This is a genomic window from Yinghuangia aomiensis (assembly GCF_039542225.1).
GTDB lineage: Bacteria > Actinomycetota > Actinomycetes > Streptomycetales > Streptomycetaceae > Yinghuangia > Yinghuangia aomiensis.
In genome coordinates this window covers 22,978-38,981 of the sequence record NZ_BAABHS010000028.1, presented here as the reverse complement: position 1 = coordinate 38,981, position 16,004 = coordinate 22,978, and the positions used below count along the sequence as shown (strand labels likewise).

Annotated in this window: 14 protein-coding genes; 7 read left to right on the top strand and 7 right to left on the bottom strand. The window is 72.7% G+C overall.

The window, feature by feature from the left end:
- Genes ABEA93_RS30915 through ABEA93_RS30900 form a run of 4 tightly spaced genes read right to left on the bottom strand, consistent with a single transcriptional unit; the run spans position 1 to position 3,855 of the window.
- Positions 1-846 carry an enoyl-CoA hydratase/isomerase family protein gene (locus ABEA93_RS30915; RefSeq protein ID WP_345679158.1) on the bottom strand — a complete coding sequence of 282 codons (846 nt, stop codon included), beginning with the start codon at positions 844-846 and terminating at the stop codon, positions 1-3.
- Positions 843-1,790 carry an acyl-CoA dehydrogenase family protein gene (locus tag ABEA93_RS30910; RefSeq protein WP_345679157.1) on the bottom strand — a complete coding sequence of 316 codons (948 nt, stop codon included), beginning with the start codon at positions 1,788-1,790 and terminating at the stop codon, positions 843-845. The genes ABEA93_RS30915 and ABEA93_RS30910 overlap by 4 nt, the downstream gene beginning before the upstream one ends.
- On the bottom strand, positions 1,787-2,713 hold the full coding sequence (locus ABEA93_RS30905; RefSeq protein ID WP_345679156.1) for an acyl-CoA dehydrogenase family protein: 927 nt from the start codon (positions 2,711-2,713) through the stop codon (positions 1,787-1,789). The genes ABEA93_RS30910 and ABEA93_RS30905 overlap by 4 nt, the downstream gene beginning before the upstream one ends.
- Positions 2,714-2,715: 2 nt before the next feature.
- Positions 2,716-3,855 carry an acyl-CoA dehydrogenase family protein gene (locus ABEA93_RS30900; RefSeq protein ID WP_345679155.1) on the bottom strand — a complete coding sequence of 380 codons (1,140 nt, stop codon included), beginning with the start codon at positions 3,853-3,855 and terminating at the stop codon, positions 2,716-2,718.
- Between the two features lie 201 nt (positions 3,856-4,056).
- On the opposite strand from ABEA93_RS30900, the gene ABEA93_RS30895 reads away from it, so the two are divergent.
- The 5 genes from ABEA93_RS30895 to ABEA93_RS30875 are packed head-to-tail and all read left to right on the top strand — an operon-like array spanning position 4,057 to position 9,962.
- Positions 4,057-5,598: a class I adenylate-forming enzyme family protein gene (locus ABEA93_RS30895; RefSeq protein WP_345679154.1), complete on the top strand. Its 1,542-nt coding sequence runs from the start codon at positions 4,057-4,059 to the stop codon at positions 5,596-5,598.
- Positions 5,599-5,657: 59 nt separating this feature from the next.
- Positions 5,658-6,116 (top strand): MaoC family dehydratase, encoded by a 459-nt coding sequence (locus ABEA93_RS30890; protein ID WP_345679153.1) that lies wholly within the window; start codon positions 5,658-5,660, stop codon positions 6,114-6,116.
- Positions 6,117-6,145: 29 nt separating this feature from the next.
- Complete coding sequence (locus ABEA93_RS30885) at positions 6,146-7,678, top strand: 3-hydroxyacyl-CoA dehydrogenase (protein WP_345679152.1); 1,533 nt, start codon at positions 6,146-6,148, stop codon at positions 7,676-7,678.
- A gap of 38 nt (positions 7,679-7,716) precedes the next feature.
- Positions 7,717-8,877 (top strand): acyl-CoA dehydrogenase family protein, encoded by a 1,161-nt coding sequence (locus tag ABEA93_RS30880; RefSeq protein ID WP_345679151.1) that lies wholly within the window; start codon positions 7,717-7,719, stop codon positions 8,875-8,877.
- 41 nt (positions 8,878-8,918) lie between these two features.
- Positions 8,919-9,962, top strand: a complete 1,044-nt coding sequence (locus ABEA93_RS30875; RefSeq protein ID WP_345679150.1) for a TIGR03617 family F420-dependent LLM class oxidoreductase — start codon at positions 8,919-8,921, stop codon at positions 9,960-9,962.
- A gap of 118 nt (positions 9,963-10,080) precedes the next feature.
- Here ABEA93_RS30875 and ABEA93_RS30870 read toward each other — a convergent pair whose 3' ends face one another.
- Positions 10,081-10,320, bottom strand: coding sequence for a hypothetical protein (locus ABEA93_RS30870; protein WP_345679149.1), 240 nt, complete (start codon positions 10,318-10,320; stop codon positions 10,081-10,083).
- 156 nt (positions 10,321-10,476) lie between these two features.
- Entirely contained in the window at positions 10,477-11,652 is a 1,176-nt protein-coding gene (locus ABEA93_RS30865) for an alanine--tRNA ligase-related protein (protein WP_345679148.1), read from the bottom strand.
- Positions 11,653-12,237: 585 nt separating this feature from the next.
- On the opposite strand from ABEA93_RS30865, the gene ABEA93_RS30860 reads away from it, so the two are divergent.
- Positions 12,238-13,125, top strand: a complete 888-nt coding sequence (locus ABEA93_RS30860; protein WP_345679147.1) for a SigB/SigF/SigG family RNA polymerase sigma factor — start codon at positions 12,238-12,240, stop codon at positions 13,123-13,125.
- Between the two features lie 3 nt (positions 13,126-13,128).
- On the opposite strand, the gene ABEA93_RS30855 is transcribed toward ABEA93_RS30860, so the two are convergent.
- The gene (locus ABEA93_RS30855; protein ID WP_345679146.1) at positions 13,129-14,592 is read right to left on the bottom strand and encodes an FAD-dependent monooxygenase; all 1,464 of its coding nucleotides are present in this window, start codon (positions 14,590-14,592) and stop codon (positions 13,129-13,131) included.
- Positions 14,593-14,885: 293 nt separating this feature from the next.
- Here ABEA93_RS30855 and ABEA93_RS30850 point away from each other — a divergent pair, with 293 nt between their 5' ends.
- The gene (locus ABEA93_RS30850; RefSeq protein WP_345679145.1) at positions 14,886-15,995 is read left to right on the top strand and encodes a CapA family protein; all 1,110 of its coding nucleotides are present in this window, start codon (positions 14,886-14,888) and stop codon (positions 15,993-15,995) included.
- Positions 15,996-16,004 lie beyond the last annotated feature (9 nt).

The window sequence follows — 16,004 nt, the reverse complement described above, 5'->3', positions numbered from 1 at the left end:
TCAGCCGTCCTCGCGTGCGCCCGTCGTCCACCGCGGCTCGCGGCCTTCGGCGAACGCGCGGGGGCCTTCCTTGGAGTCCGGGTGCGCCCAGTGCATGCGCAGCAGGGCCCAGCCGTACTCGCAGGCTTGGGCGTAGCTCATCTCCAGCGAGCCCCAGATGGCCTGCTGGGACAGCGACACCGCGGCGGGGGAGTTCTTCACGATGGCCCGGACCATTTCCTCGGCCGTGTCCATCAGGTCTTCCGGGGCGGTGAGTTCGTCGACCAGGCCGAGCTGGTAGGCGCGTTCCGCGGGCATCCGGTAGCTCTTGCCCATGAGCGTCATGCGCAGCGCGGAGCCCAGCGGCAGGCGCTTGGCCAGGCCGATGTTCTCCATCGCACCGACCAGGCCCACGTTGACGTGGGTGTCCATGAAGCTCGCGCGCTCGGACGCCACGACGATGTCGGCGTCCACGACGAAGTGCAGGCCGGCCCCGGCGGCCAGGCCGTTCACGGCGGCCACGACGGGCTTCCAGACCCGGTTCTGGCGCGGCGACCAGAACACCTCGTCGGTGAGCGGGCCGGTGCCGGTGCTCATGCCGCCGCGGTTCGCGACGACGTTGACGTCCGCGCCGGTGGAGAAGTGCCGTTCGCCCGAGCCGGTGACGATCGCCGCCCGGATCCACGGGTCGTCGCGGACCTCGCCCCAGATCTCCCGCATGCGCGGCATCATCGTGCCGGTCAGCGAGTTGCCCTTGTGCGGGCGGTTCAGGGTGATGTACGCGACGTGGTCGCGTTTCTCGAAGAGGACCTCCGGGGCGTCCCCGCCCGCCTCGTCGCCCGCCGCCTCGTTCCGATCCTGTGTCATGCCCGGCCCTTCTCCGTGTACATCGCCAGTACCCGCTCGCCGATCCCGGCCTCGTGCGCGGGCAGCAGGGACAGTTGCCTGATGCGCTGCGCCACGTGGCCGACCGGCCCTTCGACCGAGTAGCCGAGCGCGCCGTACGTCTGGTGGGCGACGAATGCCGCCGCCATGGCCGCCCGCCCCGCGGACAGCCGCGCCGCCGCCGCGAGGGCGGAGGCCTGGTGGTGCCCTTGGTCGACCGCCTGAGCGGCGACCACGGCCAGCTTTTCCGCGGCCTCCAGGCCGAGGCCGGTGTCCACGATCGGGTGCGCGACCGCCTGGAACGTGCCGATCGCGCGGCCGAACTGGACCCGGGTGCGGGCGTGTTCGACGGTCTCGTCGAGCAGCCGCCGACCGGCGCCGCCGAGGTAGCCGGCGAGGGCGACGTTCGCGAAGTCCGCGCCGTCGGCGGCGTCCTCCAGCGGGGCGACGCGTTCCAAGGCGACGCGTCCCCACGGCTCGCCGCCGAGCGTGTCGACGGGGTCGATGCCGCCGCTCGGCCGCGCGAGCCACGCGAGGTCGCCGTCGGTTTCGACGAACACGCCCGCGGCCGGCGCCCACGGCATCAGCGGCGGCTTGCCCATCGACACCAGGGCCTCGCCCGCCGCCACGGGTTCCGCGTCGGCACGCGGCAGCGTGCGGACCGCGAAGAACGTCGCGGCCACCGGGCCGGGCGCGACAGCGCGGCCCAATTCTCTTGCGGCTGCGCACACTTCGCCCGCGCCGCCGCCCTCGCCGGGCAGCGCCATGGCGAACACCCCGAGGTCGGCCAGCCCGCGCCAGAACGGCAGCGGGAACGCGCCGGCCGGCGCACGCCGGACCGCTTCGGTGCACTTGGCGGCGCAGTAGCGGCGCACCGACTCGGCCAGGGCGGCCTGCTCCGGCGTGAACGCCACGGGGATGCTCACGCCGCAGCTCCCCACCGCGACGCCGTCACGGCCCGCCGGTGCCCGCGCAGCCCGCCGGCCTCCGCGGCCAACTGCTGGAGGCGGAGCGTCCACAGGTGCAGGTCGTGTTCGCGGGTGAGTCCGACCGCGCCCATGATCTGGTGGGTCTCCCGGGTCAGGCGGCGCACCGCGGCCATGGTGTGCGCGGCGGCGACGGCGGACGCCTCGGCGGGGGCGCCGTGGTCGGCGGCCTCGTAGGTGAGCCAGCGGGCGCCTTCGACGTGCACGCTCAGCTCGGCGAGGCGGTGCTGGAGCGCCTGGAACGAGCCGATCGGGCGCCGGAAAACGGTGCGGTCCTTGGCGTACCGCACGGTCAGGTCCAGCGCCTTGCGCATCATGCCGACGGCTTCGGCGGAGACGCCGACCCGCCACCAGTTGGCGGCGGCCGCGGCCGTGCCCGGGTCGAGGTCGGTCGTGCCGGCGGGGGAGACGCGGGCGAGGGGGTAGCCGTAGGCGGACGGCACGGGGGTGGCGTCGTCGGGCACGAGTTCCGCGGCGGCACACCGGTCGGGTCCGACCAGCAGCGCGCGGCGGGCCGCGGCGCCGTACCGCACGGGGCTCGCGTCGTCGCGGACGGCCAGCACGACCGGGCCTTCGGGGGAGGGGAGGCCGAGCGCGGGCAGCACCAGCAGGTGCGGCACCGCGCTGACCGCGCCGAGTTCCGCGGCGATGCGCTCGACCGCGAGGGCGGCTTCCAGCGGGCCCGCGTCGGCGTCGGCGAACAGCTCGAAGAACCCGCCCGCGCGCAGCTTGGCGTCGAGAGCGTGGTCGTATTCGCCGCGCACCGCCAGTTCCCGGGAGCGCGCGGGCCCGGCGTGCCGGCGCAGCAGCGCGTCGAGGGCGTCGAGGAGCGCGCGTTGTGTGTCCGACGGTTCGAAATCCACGGCTATCCCTTCGGGAGTTCGAGGATCAGGCGGCTGATCAGGTTGAGCTGGGTTTCGTAGCTGCCCGCGGCGATGCCCGCGCCCAGCGAATTGCGGAATTGCGCGTCGCCGGGGGAATGCTCGACCAGGGCTTCGCTGCCCATGACGTCCAGGGCGAGGTCGCCGACCGCGCGTTCGGCCAGGACCATGGCCGCGCGTGCCTGATAGGCCATGGGCGACGGCTCCTTTCCCTTGGCCCGCTCGTCGATCACACGGTAGACAAGGACGCGCGCGGCTTCGCACAGGACCCGGGCGTTTCCGAATTGCTCCTGGATTCCCGGGTCGGCGAGCAAGCCGGCGTTCCGGCACCATTCCGCGAGCCCGTCGAGAACGCGGGCGGCGCGGGCATACCGCGGGGCGCCGACCCTTTCGTAGGCGAGGGTGCGGCGGACGATTTCCCAGCCCTTGTTCTCCTCGCCGAGCCGGCTTTCCGCGGGCACCCGGGCGTCGGTGAGGAAGACCTCGTTGAACGAGTGCGCGCCGACGAATCCCTCGATGCGGCGCACCTCGACGCCGGGGGTGTCCAGCGGCAGCAGGAACACCGAGATGCCGTCCCGGCCGTCCGCGACGGTGCCGGTGCGGGCGAGGAGGAAGCAGTAGTCGGCCTCGTTGGCGTACGACGTCCAGATCTTCTGCCCGTTGAGGACGTAGCCGTCGCCGTCCCGGACCGCGCGGGTCCGCAGGGCCGCCAGGTCGGTGCCGGCCTCGGGCTCGGAGAAGCCCTGGCACCAGAAGACCTCGCCGCGGGTGATCGGCGGCAGGAGGGTGCGCTTCTGCTCCTCGGTGCCGTACTTGATGATCGCGGGGCCGACCCAGTTGACGTTCATGTACTGCGGGCCGCGCGGCTCGCCGCGCATCCACATTTCCTCGCCGAGCACGAAGTGCTGCCAGGCGCCCTGTCCGCCGCCGCCGTACTCGACCGGCCAATGCGGGGTGAGCCAGCCCTTGGCGGCCAGCGTGCGGACGAACTCGCGCGAGAAGTCCGTGAAGACGGCACTGCCTAGGCCGAACTCGGAGCGCGTCCAGTGCGCGAGTTCGGGTTCCAAATAGGCGACGAGATCGCTGCGAAACGCCGCGTCCGCTTCGGTGAAAGCGAACTCCATCTGTTCCTCCCGGTGCTACGGGCAACGCTGAAAAGAGTACACTCTATTTTCGGGGGTCGGCAAGGTGGTTCGATCGCGCCCCCGGCCCTCCCCCATGCTGCCTTGACCACACTGGTCGGCCCACTCTTCCCTGCGGCTGGGGTGGCATGCATAGATTAAGTGCACTCAATCACTGTCGGGTCGCTTCCGAAGGAGCCACGCATGGCCGACGTCCTGACCCTGCCCCACTGGCTGCGCACCATCGGTGCCCAGCCGCACGGCGCGCACCGCCGCGCGCTCCGCGACGAGGCCGGCGACGTCACGTTCGCCGAACTCGTCGACGCCGCGGACGCCGTCGCCGTCGGCCTGCGCGCCGCCGGACTGCGCCCCGGCGAGCGGGTCGTCACCGCCATGGAACCGTCGGTCCCACACGTCGCGGTGATCCTCGGCGCGATGGCCGCGGGCATGGTCGCGGCACCGCTCAACACCCGGCTCACCGCACCGGAAGCCCGCGCCTACCTCACCCCGCTGCGCCCCGCCGTGGTGGTCGCCGACCCGGCCCACGCGGACCTCGCCCGCGACACCGGCCACCGCGTCGTCGAACTCCCGGCCGCGACCGAACACCTGCCGATCGCCGCCCGGCTCGCCCCGCTGCACACCGTCGGCACGCCGCCGCCGCGGCCCGCGGAGGCCGCCCCGGCCATCGTGTTCGGCACGGGCGGCACCACCGGCACACCCAAGGGCGCTTTCCACACCCACCGCAGCCTGTGGCTGTGGCTCGACACCTGCGTGCGCGGCAACCCGCGCACCCCGGAGGACGTCGAGCTGTGCTTCTCGCCGTTCTTCCACATCACCCTCGGCACCAACCTGCTGGCGCCGCTGCTGGCCGGCGGCGAGGTGTGGATCCAGCGCAAGTTCGACGCGGGCGCGGCGCTGGCGGCCGTCGACGGCGGGGCGACCCGGCTGATGGGCGCGCCGACGATGTTCACCGCGATGCGCGCCCACCCCGGGTTCGCCGCGGCAGCCCGGGACCGGGTGACCGCGATCCGCTTCGGATCGGCGCCGGCCGGCGGGGACTTCGTGCGCGACCTGCTGAGCGACTACCCCAACGCGAAAATCCGCGCGGGCTTCGGCGCGACCGAACTCGGCTCGGTCATGGGCTTCGACCACGACGACCTGGCCGCGGGCCGGTTCACCGGCGTCGGCCGGCCGCTGCCGGGAGCGACCGTGCGGGTCCTCGGCCCCGACGGCCGCGAGACGGCGCCCGGCGAGGTCGGCGACCTGGTCGTCGCGTGCCCGTGGCAGGCCCGCGGCTACTACGGCCTGCCGCGCGACACCGAGGAGACGTTCCGCCCGGACGGCGTGCACATCGGCGACCTCGCCGCGCGCGCCGCGGACGGCTGGGTGACGATCGTCGGCCGCCGCAAGGACATGATCACCACCGGCGGCGAGAACGTGTACCCGCGCGAGGTCGAGGACGTCGTCCTCCGCCACCCGCGGGTCGCCGACGCCCTGGCGTTCGGACTCCCCGACGACCACTGGGGCGAGCGCGTCGAGATCGCCGTGGTCCCGGTGCCGGGCGCCACGGTCCGCCTCGCCGAGCTGCGCGAGTTCTGCCGGACGAGCCTGGCCGGCTACAAGGTCCCCAAAGGCCTGCGGCTGCTCGACGCGATCCCGCTGACGGCCAACAACAAGCCGGACCGGCGCCGCGTGCGGGACGACGCCCTGCGGGAGGCGGACCCCGCCGCCGTCCGGCGCCCTTGAGCGGCCCCCGCCCGATCGGGATTCCCCCCGCCCCCACACGCAAGGAACGGAGCACCACCATGCCCCTCGTCGTCGACGGCATCGCCGCGATCACCCGCCTGGCCGGCCGGGACCTGGGCCACTCCCGGTGGTGGGAGGTGACGCAGAAGCAGATCGACGCCTTCGCGGACGTGTCCGGCGACCACCAGTGGATCCACACCGACACCGACCGCGCCGCCGACGGGCCGTTCGGCGGCACCATCGCGCACGGCTACATGATCCTGAGCTGGGGCGTCCCGATGGTCGCCGAACTGATCCGGGTCACCGGCGTCGGCATGGCGCTCAACTACGGTCTCGGCAAGGTCCGGTACCCGGCTCCGGTCCCGGTCGGCAGCCGGGTCCGCCTGCACGCGGCCGTCACCGGCGTCCGCGAGGTCGGCCGCGGCGGGGTCGAGGTGAGCCGGGCGTTCACCTTCGAACTCGACGGGTCGGCGAAGCCCGCGTGCGTGGCGGAATCCCTCACGCACTACTACCCGTGACAGAGAACACCCTCGGAAGGAGCAGCACCGTGCACATCAGGATCGTCGGCGCGGGCGTCATGGGACGCGGCATCGCCCAGTGGGCGGCCACCGCAGGCCACACCGTCGAAATCGGCGACATGCGCCGCGAATCCGTCGGCGAAGCGGTCGAGTTCGTGGCCGACATGCTGGCGCGGGCGGTGCGCAGGCAGCGCATGTCCGCGGAGGAAGCCGCCGCGGTGCGCGGCAGGCTCGTCCCGCTGGACTCGCCGACGGCGCCCGGCCCCGGGGTCGACTTGGTGGTCGAGGCGGTCCGCGAGGACCTCGCCGTCAAAACCGAGCTGTTCCGCGCCCTCGAAGCCGTCCTGCCGGACACCGCGGTGTTCGCGACCAACACCTCGTCGCTGTCGGTCACCCGCATCGCCGCGGGCCTCGTCGACCCCTCGCGGCTGGCCGGGCTGCACTTCTTCAACCCGGTCCCGCTGATGAAGATCGTCGAGGTGGTCCCGGGCGTCCTGACCCGCCCGGACATTCCGGCCCGGCTCGCGGACCTGGTCCGCGGCACCGGCCATGCCGCCGTGATCGTGGCGGACACCCCGGGCTTCCTGGTCAACCACGTGGGCCGCGGCCTCGCCACCGAGGCGCTCGCCCTGCTGGAGGACACGGTCGCGGAACCGGCCGACATCGACCGCATCGTCCGCGACGTGCTGGGCCTGCGCATGGGCCCGTTCGAACTCGTCGACCTGACCGGCCTGGACGTCAGCGCCGCGGTCAACGACGAAGTGTGGACGGGGTTCCGGCACTCCGACCGGCTCCGGCCGTCGTACCTCACGCCGAACCGGGTCGCCGCGGGCCTGCACGGCCGCAAGACCGGCCGCGGCTTCCACTCCTACACCGACGGCACCGCGTCGGTCCCCGACGAAGCGCCGATCGCCGGGAACGCCGACCGGCCGGTGCGGGTCGCCGGTGCCGGGCCCGACGCGGACGCGCTGCGCGACGCCCTCGCACGGTCCGGCGCGACCGTCCGCACCGACGGCGGACCGGACGACGACACCCTCGTGCTGGTGCCGACCTGGGGCACCACGGTGGCCGCCGCGGTCGCCGAAGGCGGGCTCCCCGCGCGCCTGGCCTTCGGTGTCGACCCGCTCGCGCTCGACGGGCCCCGCCGGGTCCTCGCCGTCACCCCGGCCTCCGACCCCGCCGCCGCGCGCGACGCGCGGGCGGTGCTGGCCCGACCCGACGCCGGGGCAGCGCCGGAGCGCGGGGTCACCGTCGTCCGCGACACGCCCGGCGGGGTCGCGCAGCGGATCCTGGCGTCGATCGTGTCGGTCGCCGCCTCGGTCGCCGAACGCGGCATCGCGGACCCGGCCGACATCGACGGCGCCGTCGCCGCCGGACTCGGCTATCCGCACGGCCCGTTGGCCTGGGGCGACCGGATCGGGGCCGCGCGGATGCTGCAACTGCAGCGCGCCCTGCACGACGAGACCGGGGACCCGCGCTACCGGCCTACCCGGTGGGTGACCGAACGGGCCCGCCTGGGGCTGCCCCTGACCGAAGCCGGGACCGCACCGGCCGACGTGTAGCGCCCCAGCCCCTACCCGCACTTCAAGGAGCTTCCCTGATGCCCGCACCCGACTTCGGCCTCACCGACACCCAGCGCGATATCCGCGCGATGGCCGCGGACTTCGTCGACACCGAGATCGCCCCGCACGCCCGCGCCTGGGACCGCGCCGAGAGCGTCGACCGGGGGATCGTCAAACGCCTCGGCGACCTGGGCTTCCTCGGCCTGACCATCGCCGAGGAGTACGGCGGCACCCCCGCCGACATGCTGTCCTACGTCCTCGCCACCGAGGAACTCGGCCGCGGCGACTCCTCGGTCCGCGGCATCGTCTCGGTGTCCCTCGGACTCGTCACCAAGACCATCGCCGCGCACGGCACCGCCGAGCAGAAGAGCGAGTGGCTCCCGCAACTGGTCAGTGGCAACGCCCTCGGCTGCTTCGCGCTCACCGAACCCGGCACCGGATCCGACGCAGGATCGCTGGCCACCCGCGCGGTCCGCGACGGCGGCGACTGGCTGATCAGCGGCACCAAGATGTTCATCACCAACGGCACGTGGGCCAAGGTCGCGCTGACCTTCGCCCGGGCCGGCGATGCCGGGATCACCGCCTTCCTGGTGCCCACCGACAGCCCCGGCCTCACGGCGTCGGAGGTCCACGGCAAGCTCGGCCTGCGCGGCCAAGCCACCGCCGAACTGGTCTACGACGCGGTCCGCGTCCCCGACGGCGCCCGCCTCGGCGACGTCGGCCGCGGCCTCGGCATCGCGATGGCCGCGCTGACTCGCGGCCGGGTCTCGGTGGCGGCCGGCGCGGTGGGCGTCGCCCAGGCTTCGGTGGACGCGGCGGTGCGGTACGCGACCGAGCGCACCCAGTTCGGAAAGCCCATCGCCTCGTTCCAGCTCGTGCAGGAGCTGCTGGCCGACTCCGAGGTCGACGTCCGGGCATCGCGGCTGCTCACCCACCAGGTGGCGCGCATGGTCGATGCGGGCATGGCGCCCAAGGAATTCGCGACGGATGCGTCGATCGCGAAGTACCACGCGGGCGAAACCGCCGTGCGCGTCACCAACAACTGCCTTCAAGTCTTCGGCGGCTACGGCTATATCGACGAGTACCCGCTCGGCAAGTACCTGCGGGACGCCCGCGTCCTCACCCTCTACGAAGGCACCAGCCAGATCCAGAAGCTCATCATCGGCCGCGCGCTCACCGGAGTGAACGCGCTGGTGTAAGCCGGACCGCCGCGAACTGCCTTACTCAGAAAAGGAACCAGATGACGACGCAGCCCGCCGAACCGCTGAAGCTCGACCTCGGCATAGGCACCCAGCCGGACATCGCCAAGGCCGCGGTGATCGCCGAACGGCACGGAATCGACCGGGTCCTGGTCCCGGAGACCGCGCAGGACCCCTTCCCGCCGCTGGCCGTCGCGGCCTCGCACACCGCGTCCGTCGAGGTGGGCACCGGCGTGGCGATCGCGTTCGCCCGCACGCCGATGACCCTGGCCTCCAGCGCCTGGACGCTGCAGCGGATGTCCGCCGGACGCGCGGCCATCGGCCTCGGCTCGCAGGTCAAGGCCCACATCACGCGCCGCTTCGGCATGCCGTGGTCGAGCCCGGCCGCGCGGATGCGCGAGTTCGTCGCCGCGACGCGGGCGATCTGGGACGCGTGGCAGACCGGGGAGAAGCTGAACTTCCGCGGCGAGTTCTACCAGCACACGCTGATGAACCCGCTGTTCGACCCGGGACCGATCGAGCAGGGCCCGCCGCCGGTGCTCATCGCCGCCGTCGGCCCGCGCATGGCGGCGACCGCGGGAGCGGTCGGGGACGGGGTGATCTGCCACCCTTTCAGCACCGCCGCGTACGTCACCGAGCAGATCACCCCGGTGGTCCGCGGCGCCCGCGCCGAAGCCGCCGGCGAACCGGGGGCGTCCACCCGGCCGTTCGAGATCACCGGCCAGGTGTTCACCGTCACCGGCCGCACCGAAGCCGAGTACGCCGCCAACCGCAGCGGCATCTGCGAACGCCTTGCCTTCTACGGCTCCACACGCGCCTACCGCGCGGTCCTGGAACACCACGGCTGGGGCGACCTGCACGAGGACCTGCACCAACTGTCCCTGCAGGGACGGTGGAAGGAGATGGGCGGCCTCATCGACGACGACGTCTTGGGCACGTTCGCCGTCGTCGCCGAAGACCCGGCCACGGCCGGTCGCTTGCTCCGCGAGCGGTACACCGGCGTGTACACGCGGTTGTCCATCGCCCTGGCGGCGGAATCGGACCTGGATCTGGCTTTGGCGGTATTGGAGGGCGTGCGGGGTTAGGGCGTGTCTGGTGGATCTTCACACCCCCGGCAGCATGCCAAACGTGCCGGGCCGGTCCGGCGGCGGTCGCCGGGGCCGTGAAGGCGTGCGGTCGTGCACCGTCGGAGGTCGTGCACCGTCAGAGGCGGGTCGAGGCACGGGAGAGTGCGCCGCCGACGAGGGCGTAGACCACGGCCGCGAGGCCTTCGTTCACGAAGACGCGGGCCTTGTAGCTGTCGGGAGTGAAGAGGTCTTTGGACCAGCCCGAGATGTCGCCCGCCCAGTTGGACAGGTGCTGGACCAGGCTGTTCCCCGGGTTGGCCTCGAGCAGCACCAGCAGGATGTGCAGCACCAGGATGCCCACGAAGACCGCGGTCACGGCTCGGATGGCCGTGGCGATGAGATGAACGTGCGTTCTGCGCCTGCGAGTTGTCGCCATATAGGGAATTTGCTCGCTATCCGCCGACCCAAACGGGCCCGCCTGCTGCCGGTGACGGCCGGGCGTCACCGGGCAGCCGGCGGACCCGCACGGCCGTCATTCGGGGCGCAGGATTCCGGACACCAACTCGCGCGGGAGGCCATGGGTGTCGTGCAGGTACCGGTAGTCCTCTTCGCCCAGCGTGCGGGCGAATTCGGGGCGGGTGAGGACGCGCCGTCCGCGCTCCAGCAGTGTCCGGAACCGGCGTTCCTCGTCGTGCAGCACGGCGACGACCGGGTCCGACCCGCCGGACTGGCGGAAGTGCTCCAGCGTGTGGTCGAGCGGTTCGGGCGGCAGGTCGGCGAGGGTGCGCGACGGTTCGCCGCGCCACAGCGTGGTGAGGACGCGGCGGATCAGGCGGCGTGGGACGTACCCACGGCCGGTGTTCGACGGCCGGACGCCGTCCCCGACGATGACGGCGGCGGACCGCAGGTGGTCGGAGACCAGGCGCAATGAAGGTTCGTCGAGGTCCCACAGCGGTGGCAGCATCCGCATCCACGGGTCGAACAGGTCGATCCCGTAGACCGAATCGCGGCCTTGCAGCAGCGTGGCGAGGCGTTCCAGGCCCATGCCCGTGTCGATGCCCGGCTGCCGCAGCGGTTCGAGGCTGCCGTCGTCGTGCCGGTGGTAGCGCATGTGGACGTGGTTCCACACCTCCACCCACCGCGGATCGGTGCTCGGCCGGCCTTGCGGCGGCGTGCCGGGGCCGCCGGTCCACACGAAGATCTCCGAGTCCGGGCCGCACGGGCCCGTGGGTCCGTTGGACCACCAGTTGTCGCCGCCGGTCGGTTCGACCGGGACGCCCAGGTCGTCCCAGACCCGTAGGGAATCGGTGTCCGGGCCGAGGGTGTCGTCGCCACCGAAGACGGTGGCGTGCAGCCGCTCGTGCGGGATGCCGAAGCCGTCGCGCAGGAGTTCGTAGCCCCAGCGGAGGCTTTGCGGGTGGCCGTAGTCGCCGAGCGACCACGAGCCGAGCATCTCGAAGACGGTCAAGTGTGTGGTGTCGCCCACCTCGTCGAGGTCGGTGGTGCGCAGGCAGCGCTGCACGTCGACCAGGCGCCGCCCCTCGGGATGCGGCTCGCCCAGGAGGTAGGGCGTGAGCGGATGCATGCCCGACGTGGTGAACAGCACCGGATCCCCCGGCGGGGGAAGCAGCGTCGTGCCGGTGATGAGGCGGTGCCCGCGTTCGCGGAAGAAGTCGGTGAAGGTGCGCAGGATCTGCTCGGTGTCCATGGCCGTGGTCCTCGGGGCGAAGGGGCGGGGGACGCCAAGGACCGGGAACGGACTGCGGGAGCCTCTCCGCGACGACACGGCACACCCGGCGGTCCGTTTCCGGCCGCCGGGCGAAGGAAGGGGAGTTCAGCAAGCAGCGGCAGCCGGCGAGCGGGTCGCTCGCGCGGCTGCGGCGCCGGTCCGGGGACCGGTGCGCACGTGGGTGGGCAAGAACTCCATGTCCCGACCGTAACAGGGGCCGCCGCGGGAACCGATCGGTTTTCGCCCGGCACGCCCGCGACATCGAACGGACGTTCCAATTTTCGTGGCATGTCGGCCCGGAATCCACCCAGGGGTGTTTTCTGCCCCCGACCCTTGGTAAGGATGGAGGCATGGCCGCCGGGCTGCCTGCCGGTTCCGGTGATGAGGGCGGGTGTCGACCGCTCCGGGCCAAGGCACCCGACACGTGCCGGGCCCCGCGCAGCAGCGTGCGCACGTCGCGCGCCCCGCGGAGTTCCCCTGCCGTCGGCGCGACTTCCCGACGGGGCCCAGCCAGGATCTGGGCCGCCGCGCCCCGCAGGGTCTCGGACCAGGGAAGGAGCCCCTGTGGCTTTTGCAGCGACCGCCGTGGAAACCCACCTGCCGTCCGCGCCGCCGGACTTGTGGCTGGTCGATGCACTGGGGATGGACCGGGTGCGCGACTTGGACAAGTCGGACGCGCGCCGGGTCACCCGGGTATTGCTGGCACGGTTGCGCGACGCGGAGGAGGGCACGCGCGAATACGGGCGTATCCGGGCCGCGTTGGTCGACGCCAACCTCGCGCTGGTGCACCACGCCGCACGGCGCTACAAGCGCCGCCGCGACCTGTACGAAGACGTGGTTCAGACCGGCATAGTCGGCCTGATCAAGGCCATCGACCGTTACGACCCCGAACGCGGCGACGAGTTCGCGTCGTTCGCGCTGCCGACCATCACCGGGGAGATCAAGCGGTTCTTCCGCGACACCGGATGGGGCGTGCACGTCCCGCGCGGGCAGCAGGAGCGGTTCCTCGCCGTGACCCGCGCCCAGGAGGAGGTCCGCCAGGAACTGGGGCGCGACGGCACCGAACAGGAGATCGCCACCCACCTCGACACCACCGTCGAGGACGTGCGCCTCGGCCGCGAAGCCGAACACGCCTACAGCGTCGACTCGCTGGACGCCGTGCGCAACCGGCCCGAGGGCGACCCGGGCCAGGCGTCCACCGAACGGCTCGGCGCCGAAGAGCCCGAGTTCGACCTCGTCGACTTCAAGGTCTCCGTCGCCCCCCTCATCGCCGACCTCGACGAACGCGACCGGACGATCCTGCGCCTGCGCTTCTGGGGCGACAAGACGCAGCGCGAAATAGGCCGCGAACTCGGCATCTCGCAGATGCACGTCTCCCGGCTGCTCAAACGGGTCTTGGACCAACTGCGCACGCCGCTGGAGAGCGACCACGGGCGAGCCGTGCGCGTCTGATCCTCACCCGGCGGCCGCGTCGGGCGTGGCGGGGCCGAACCAGCGGGTCAGGTGGGTGGCGAGGTCGTGTTGGCCGTCGCCGATCCAGGCCACGTGGCCGTCCGGACGGAGGAGCACCGCCGGAACGTCGACGTCCTCGGCCGGGTCGATGCGGTCGGCGACCTGGTCGACGCGGTCCGCCCAGGCGTGTGCCGACAGCCGGCCGGTCCGGTCGAGGAGCAGGCCGCGGCCGGCGTGCAGCAGCGGGTAGAGGCGGCCGTGCGTCAGCCGGACGTCCCGCAGGCGTCGGCCGACGAGGTCGTGGCTGCCGGGCTCGCCGAAGTCGTAGCGGACGTCCAAGGCGGTGATCATGCCGGTCACATGGCGGTTGACGTCGTCGAAGGCCATCAGTTCGTCGAACAGCTCGCGCAGCGCGACGGCGCCCGGGTCGGTGCCCATCAGTGTCATCTGCGCGCGCGTGCCGGAGACCACCCGGGCGCCGACCGGGTGGCGTTCGGCGTGGTAGGTGTCGAGGAGCCCGTCGGGCGCCCAGCCCCGCACCGCGGCGGCGAGCTTCCAACCGACGTTGAACGCGTCCTGGACACCGAGGTTGAGCCCCTGCCCGCCGGTCGGGGGATGGATGTGCGCGGCGTCGCCGGCGAGGAACGCCCGGCCGACCCGGTACTGCTCGGCCTGCCGCGTGGCGTTGCCGAACCGGGACAGCCACCGCGGCGCGCGGGCGCCGAAGTCGGTGCCCGCGACGGCCCGCAGTCGCCCGGAGAACTCGTCGAGCGTCGGGGCCTCGCGGCCTTCGGCCAAGCCGTCCGCGGGCATGACGACGCGGTAGAGGCCCGCGACCTCGCGGTCCGGGACGGCGCCGAACCGCAGCTGGGTCTTGCGGACTTCCGCCACGACCTCGGCGATCGCCGCCGGATCCGCGGTCAGTTCCAGCTCGCCGAGCAGGTGTTCGGCGGTGGCGGGTTCGCCGGGGAAGGCGACGCCGAGGAGCTTGCGGACCGTGCTGCGGCCTCCGTCGCAGCCGACGACGTAGCGGGCGCGCAGCGTGCTGCCGTCGGCAAGCGCGACGGTCGCGCCGTCCGCGTCCTGGTGCAGGTCGACGACCGCGCGGCCGCGGCGGATGTCCGCGCCGAGTTCGCGCGCGCGTTCGTCGAGCAGGCGTTCGGTGACCGGCTGCGGGGTGGCGAGACCGTACGGGTGCGCGGTGTCCATGCCCGGTGGCCACGGCTTCGGCAGCCCCGCGAACAGGCCGCCCGACTGGAACTTCTCGCTCACCGCGGCGAACCGGTCCAGCAGCCCGCGCTGGTCCATGATCTCGACGCTGCGCGCGTGCAGTCCCTGGCCGCGCGACTCCCCGGTCGGTGCGGCCAGCTTCTCCAGCACCACCACGCCCACGCCGTGCAGGCGCAGTTCGGCGGCCAGCATCAGGCCGGTGGGTCCGCCGCCGACCACGATCACGTCAATCGTCACAAGAACGCCCGTTCGAGGAGAAGGATTTCGAGCACGGCCCCGGGCGGGCGCGCAATGCCGCGCCGCATACCCGTACCAAAGCCGTGAATACCTGGTTTTCGGAGTATCCCGGCATGATGTCGCCGAGGCCGGTCATTCTGCGGCACCACGGGGGTCTTGCCGCAAGGCCCCCGGTCGGCTATAGCTTGAAACCGGCGGCCCCGGCCGGCGTCGGTGTGCGGTGTGTGCCGCGCCCACGCGGCGGCCCACCTGCGGCCACGCCGCTTCTGCACGCGGAGTGGAACCCTGGATACATGGCCTCCACCCCCGTCTCCCTGTTCCTCTGCGGCGACGTCATGCTCGGCCGCGGTGTCGACCAAGTGCTGCCGCATCCCGGGGATCCGCACCTGCGCGAGGAGTTCGTCGGCGATGCGCGGGGGTACGTGCGCTCGGCCGAAGCCGTCAACGGGCCCATTCCGCGGCCGGTGGAGTACACGTGGCCGTGGGGAGAGGCCCTGGCCCTGCTGGACGACGCGCGGCCTGACGTGCGGATCGTGAATCTCGAGACGAGTGTGACCTCGGAAGGCGACTTCGCTCCGTACAAGGCCGTGCACTATCGGATGAACCCCGGCAACCTGCCGACCCTGGCCGCCGTCCGTCCCGATGTCTGTGTGCTCGCCAACAACCACGTGCTGGACTTCGGCCGTGCCGGACTGCTGGAGACCTTGGACGTGCTGCACGGCGCGGGCCTGCGCACGGTCGGGGCCGGGCGGGACGCGGGCGAAGCCGCGCAGCCCGCGGTGCTCCGTAGCGCCGCGGGTGCACGCGTGGTCGTGGCCGCGTTCGGGATGCCCTCGAGCGGTGTGCCGGTCGACTGGGCCGCGGCCGAGAACACCGCGGGCGTGGATTTCCTGGCCGATGCCTCGGAGGAGTCGGCCGATCACGTGCTGGAACGGGTCGCGCGGGTCGCGGAGCCGGGGGACGTCGTGGTCGTGTCGGTCCACTGGGGCGGCAATTGGGGCTACGACGTCGACCGTGCGATGACCGCCTTCGCCTGCCGGCTGATCGACGGCGGCGTCGACGTCGTCCACGGGCACTCGTCGCACCACCCCCGCGCCGTGCAGGTCTACCACGGCAAGCTGATCCTGTACGGCTGCGGCGACTGCGTCGACGACTACGAAGGCATCAGCGGCTACGAGTACTACCGCGACGACCTGCGGCTTCTCTACCTCGCTACGGTCCGCCCGGACGACGGCGACCTCCTCGACCTGCGCATGGTCCCCATGCAGGCCCGGCGCATGCGCCTGCAGCACGCCGGCCGCGACGACGCGGAGTGGCTCGCCACCACCCTGTCCCGGGTCAGCCGACCCTTCGGCTGCGATGTCGGCGTGGACGCGGACGGGGATCTCGCGGTCCTGCGGTGAGGCCCCCTT

Bases quoted from the DNA above. Each gene is read 5' to 3' on its own strand.
- ABEA93_RS30915 (WP_345679158.1), bottom strand. From the start codon at position 846: ATGACACAGGATCGGAACGAGGCGGCGGGCGACGAGGCGGGCGGGGAC.
- ABEA93_RS30900 (WP_345679155.1), bottom strand. From the start codon at position 3,855: ATGGAGTTCGCTTTCACCGAAGCGGACGCGGCGTTTCGCAGCGATCTC.
- ABEA93_RS30895 (WP_345679154.1), top strand. From the start codon at position 4,057: ATGGCCGACGTCCTGACCCTGCCCCACTGGCTGCGCACCATCGGTGCC.
- ABEA93_RS30890 (WP_345679153.1), top strand. From the start codon at position 5,658: ATGCCCCTCGTCGTCGACGGCATCGCCGCGATCACCCGCCTGGCCGGC.
- ABEA93_RS30880 (WP_345679151.1), top strand. From the start codon at position 7,717: ATGCCCGCACCCGACTTCGGCCTCACCGACACCCAGCGCGATATCCGC.
- ABEA93_RS30875 (WP_345679150.1), top strand. From the start codon at position 8,919: ATGACGACGCAGCCCGCCGAACCGCTGAAGCTCGACCTCGGCATAGGC.
- ABEA93_RS30865 (WP_345679148.1), bottom strand. From the start codon at position 11,652: ATGGACACCGAGCAGATCCTGCGCACCTTCACCGACTTCTTCCGCGAA.
- ABEA93_RS30850 (WP_345679145.1), top strand. From the start codon at position 14,886: ATGGCCTCCACCCCCGTCTCCCTGTTCCTCTGCGGCGACGTCATGCTC.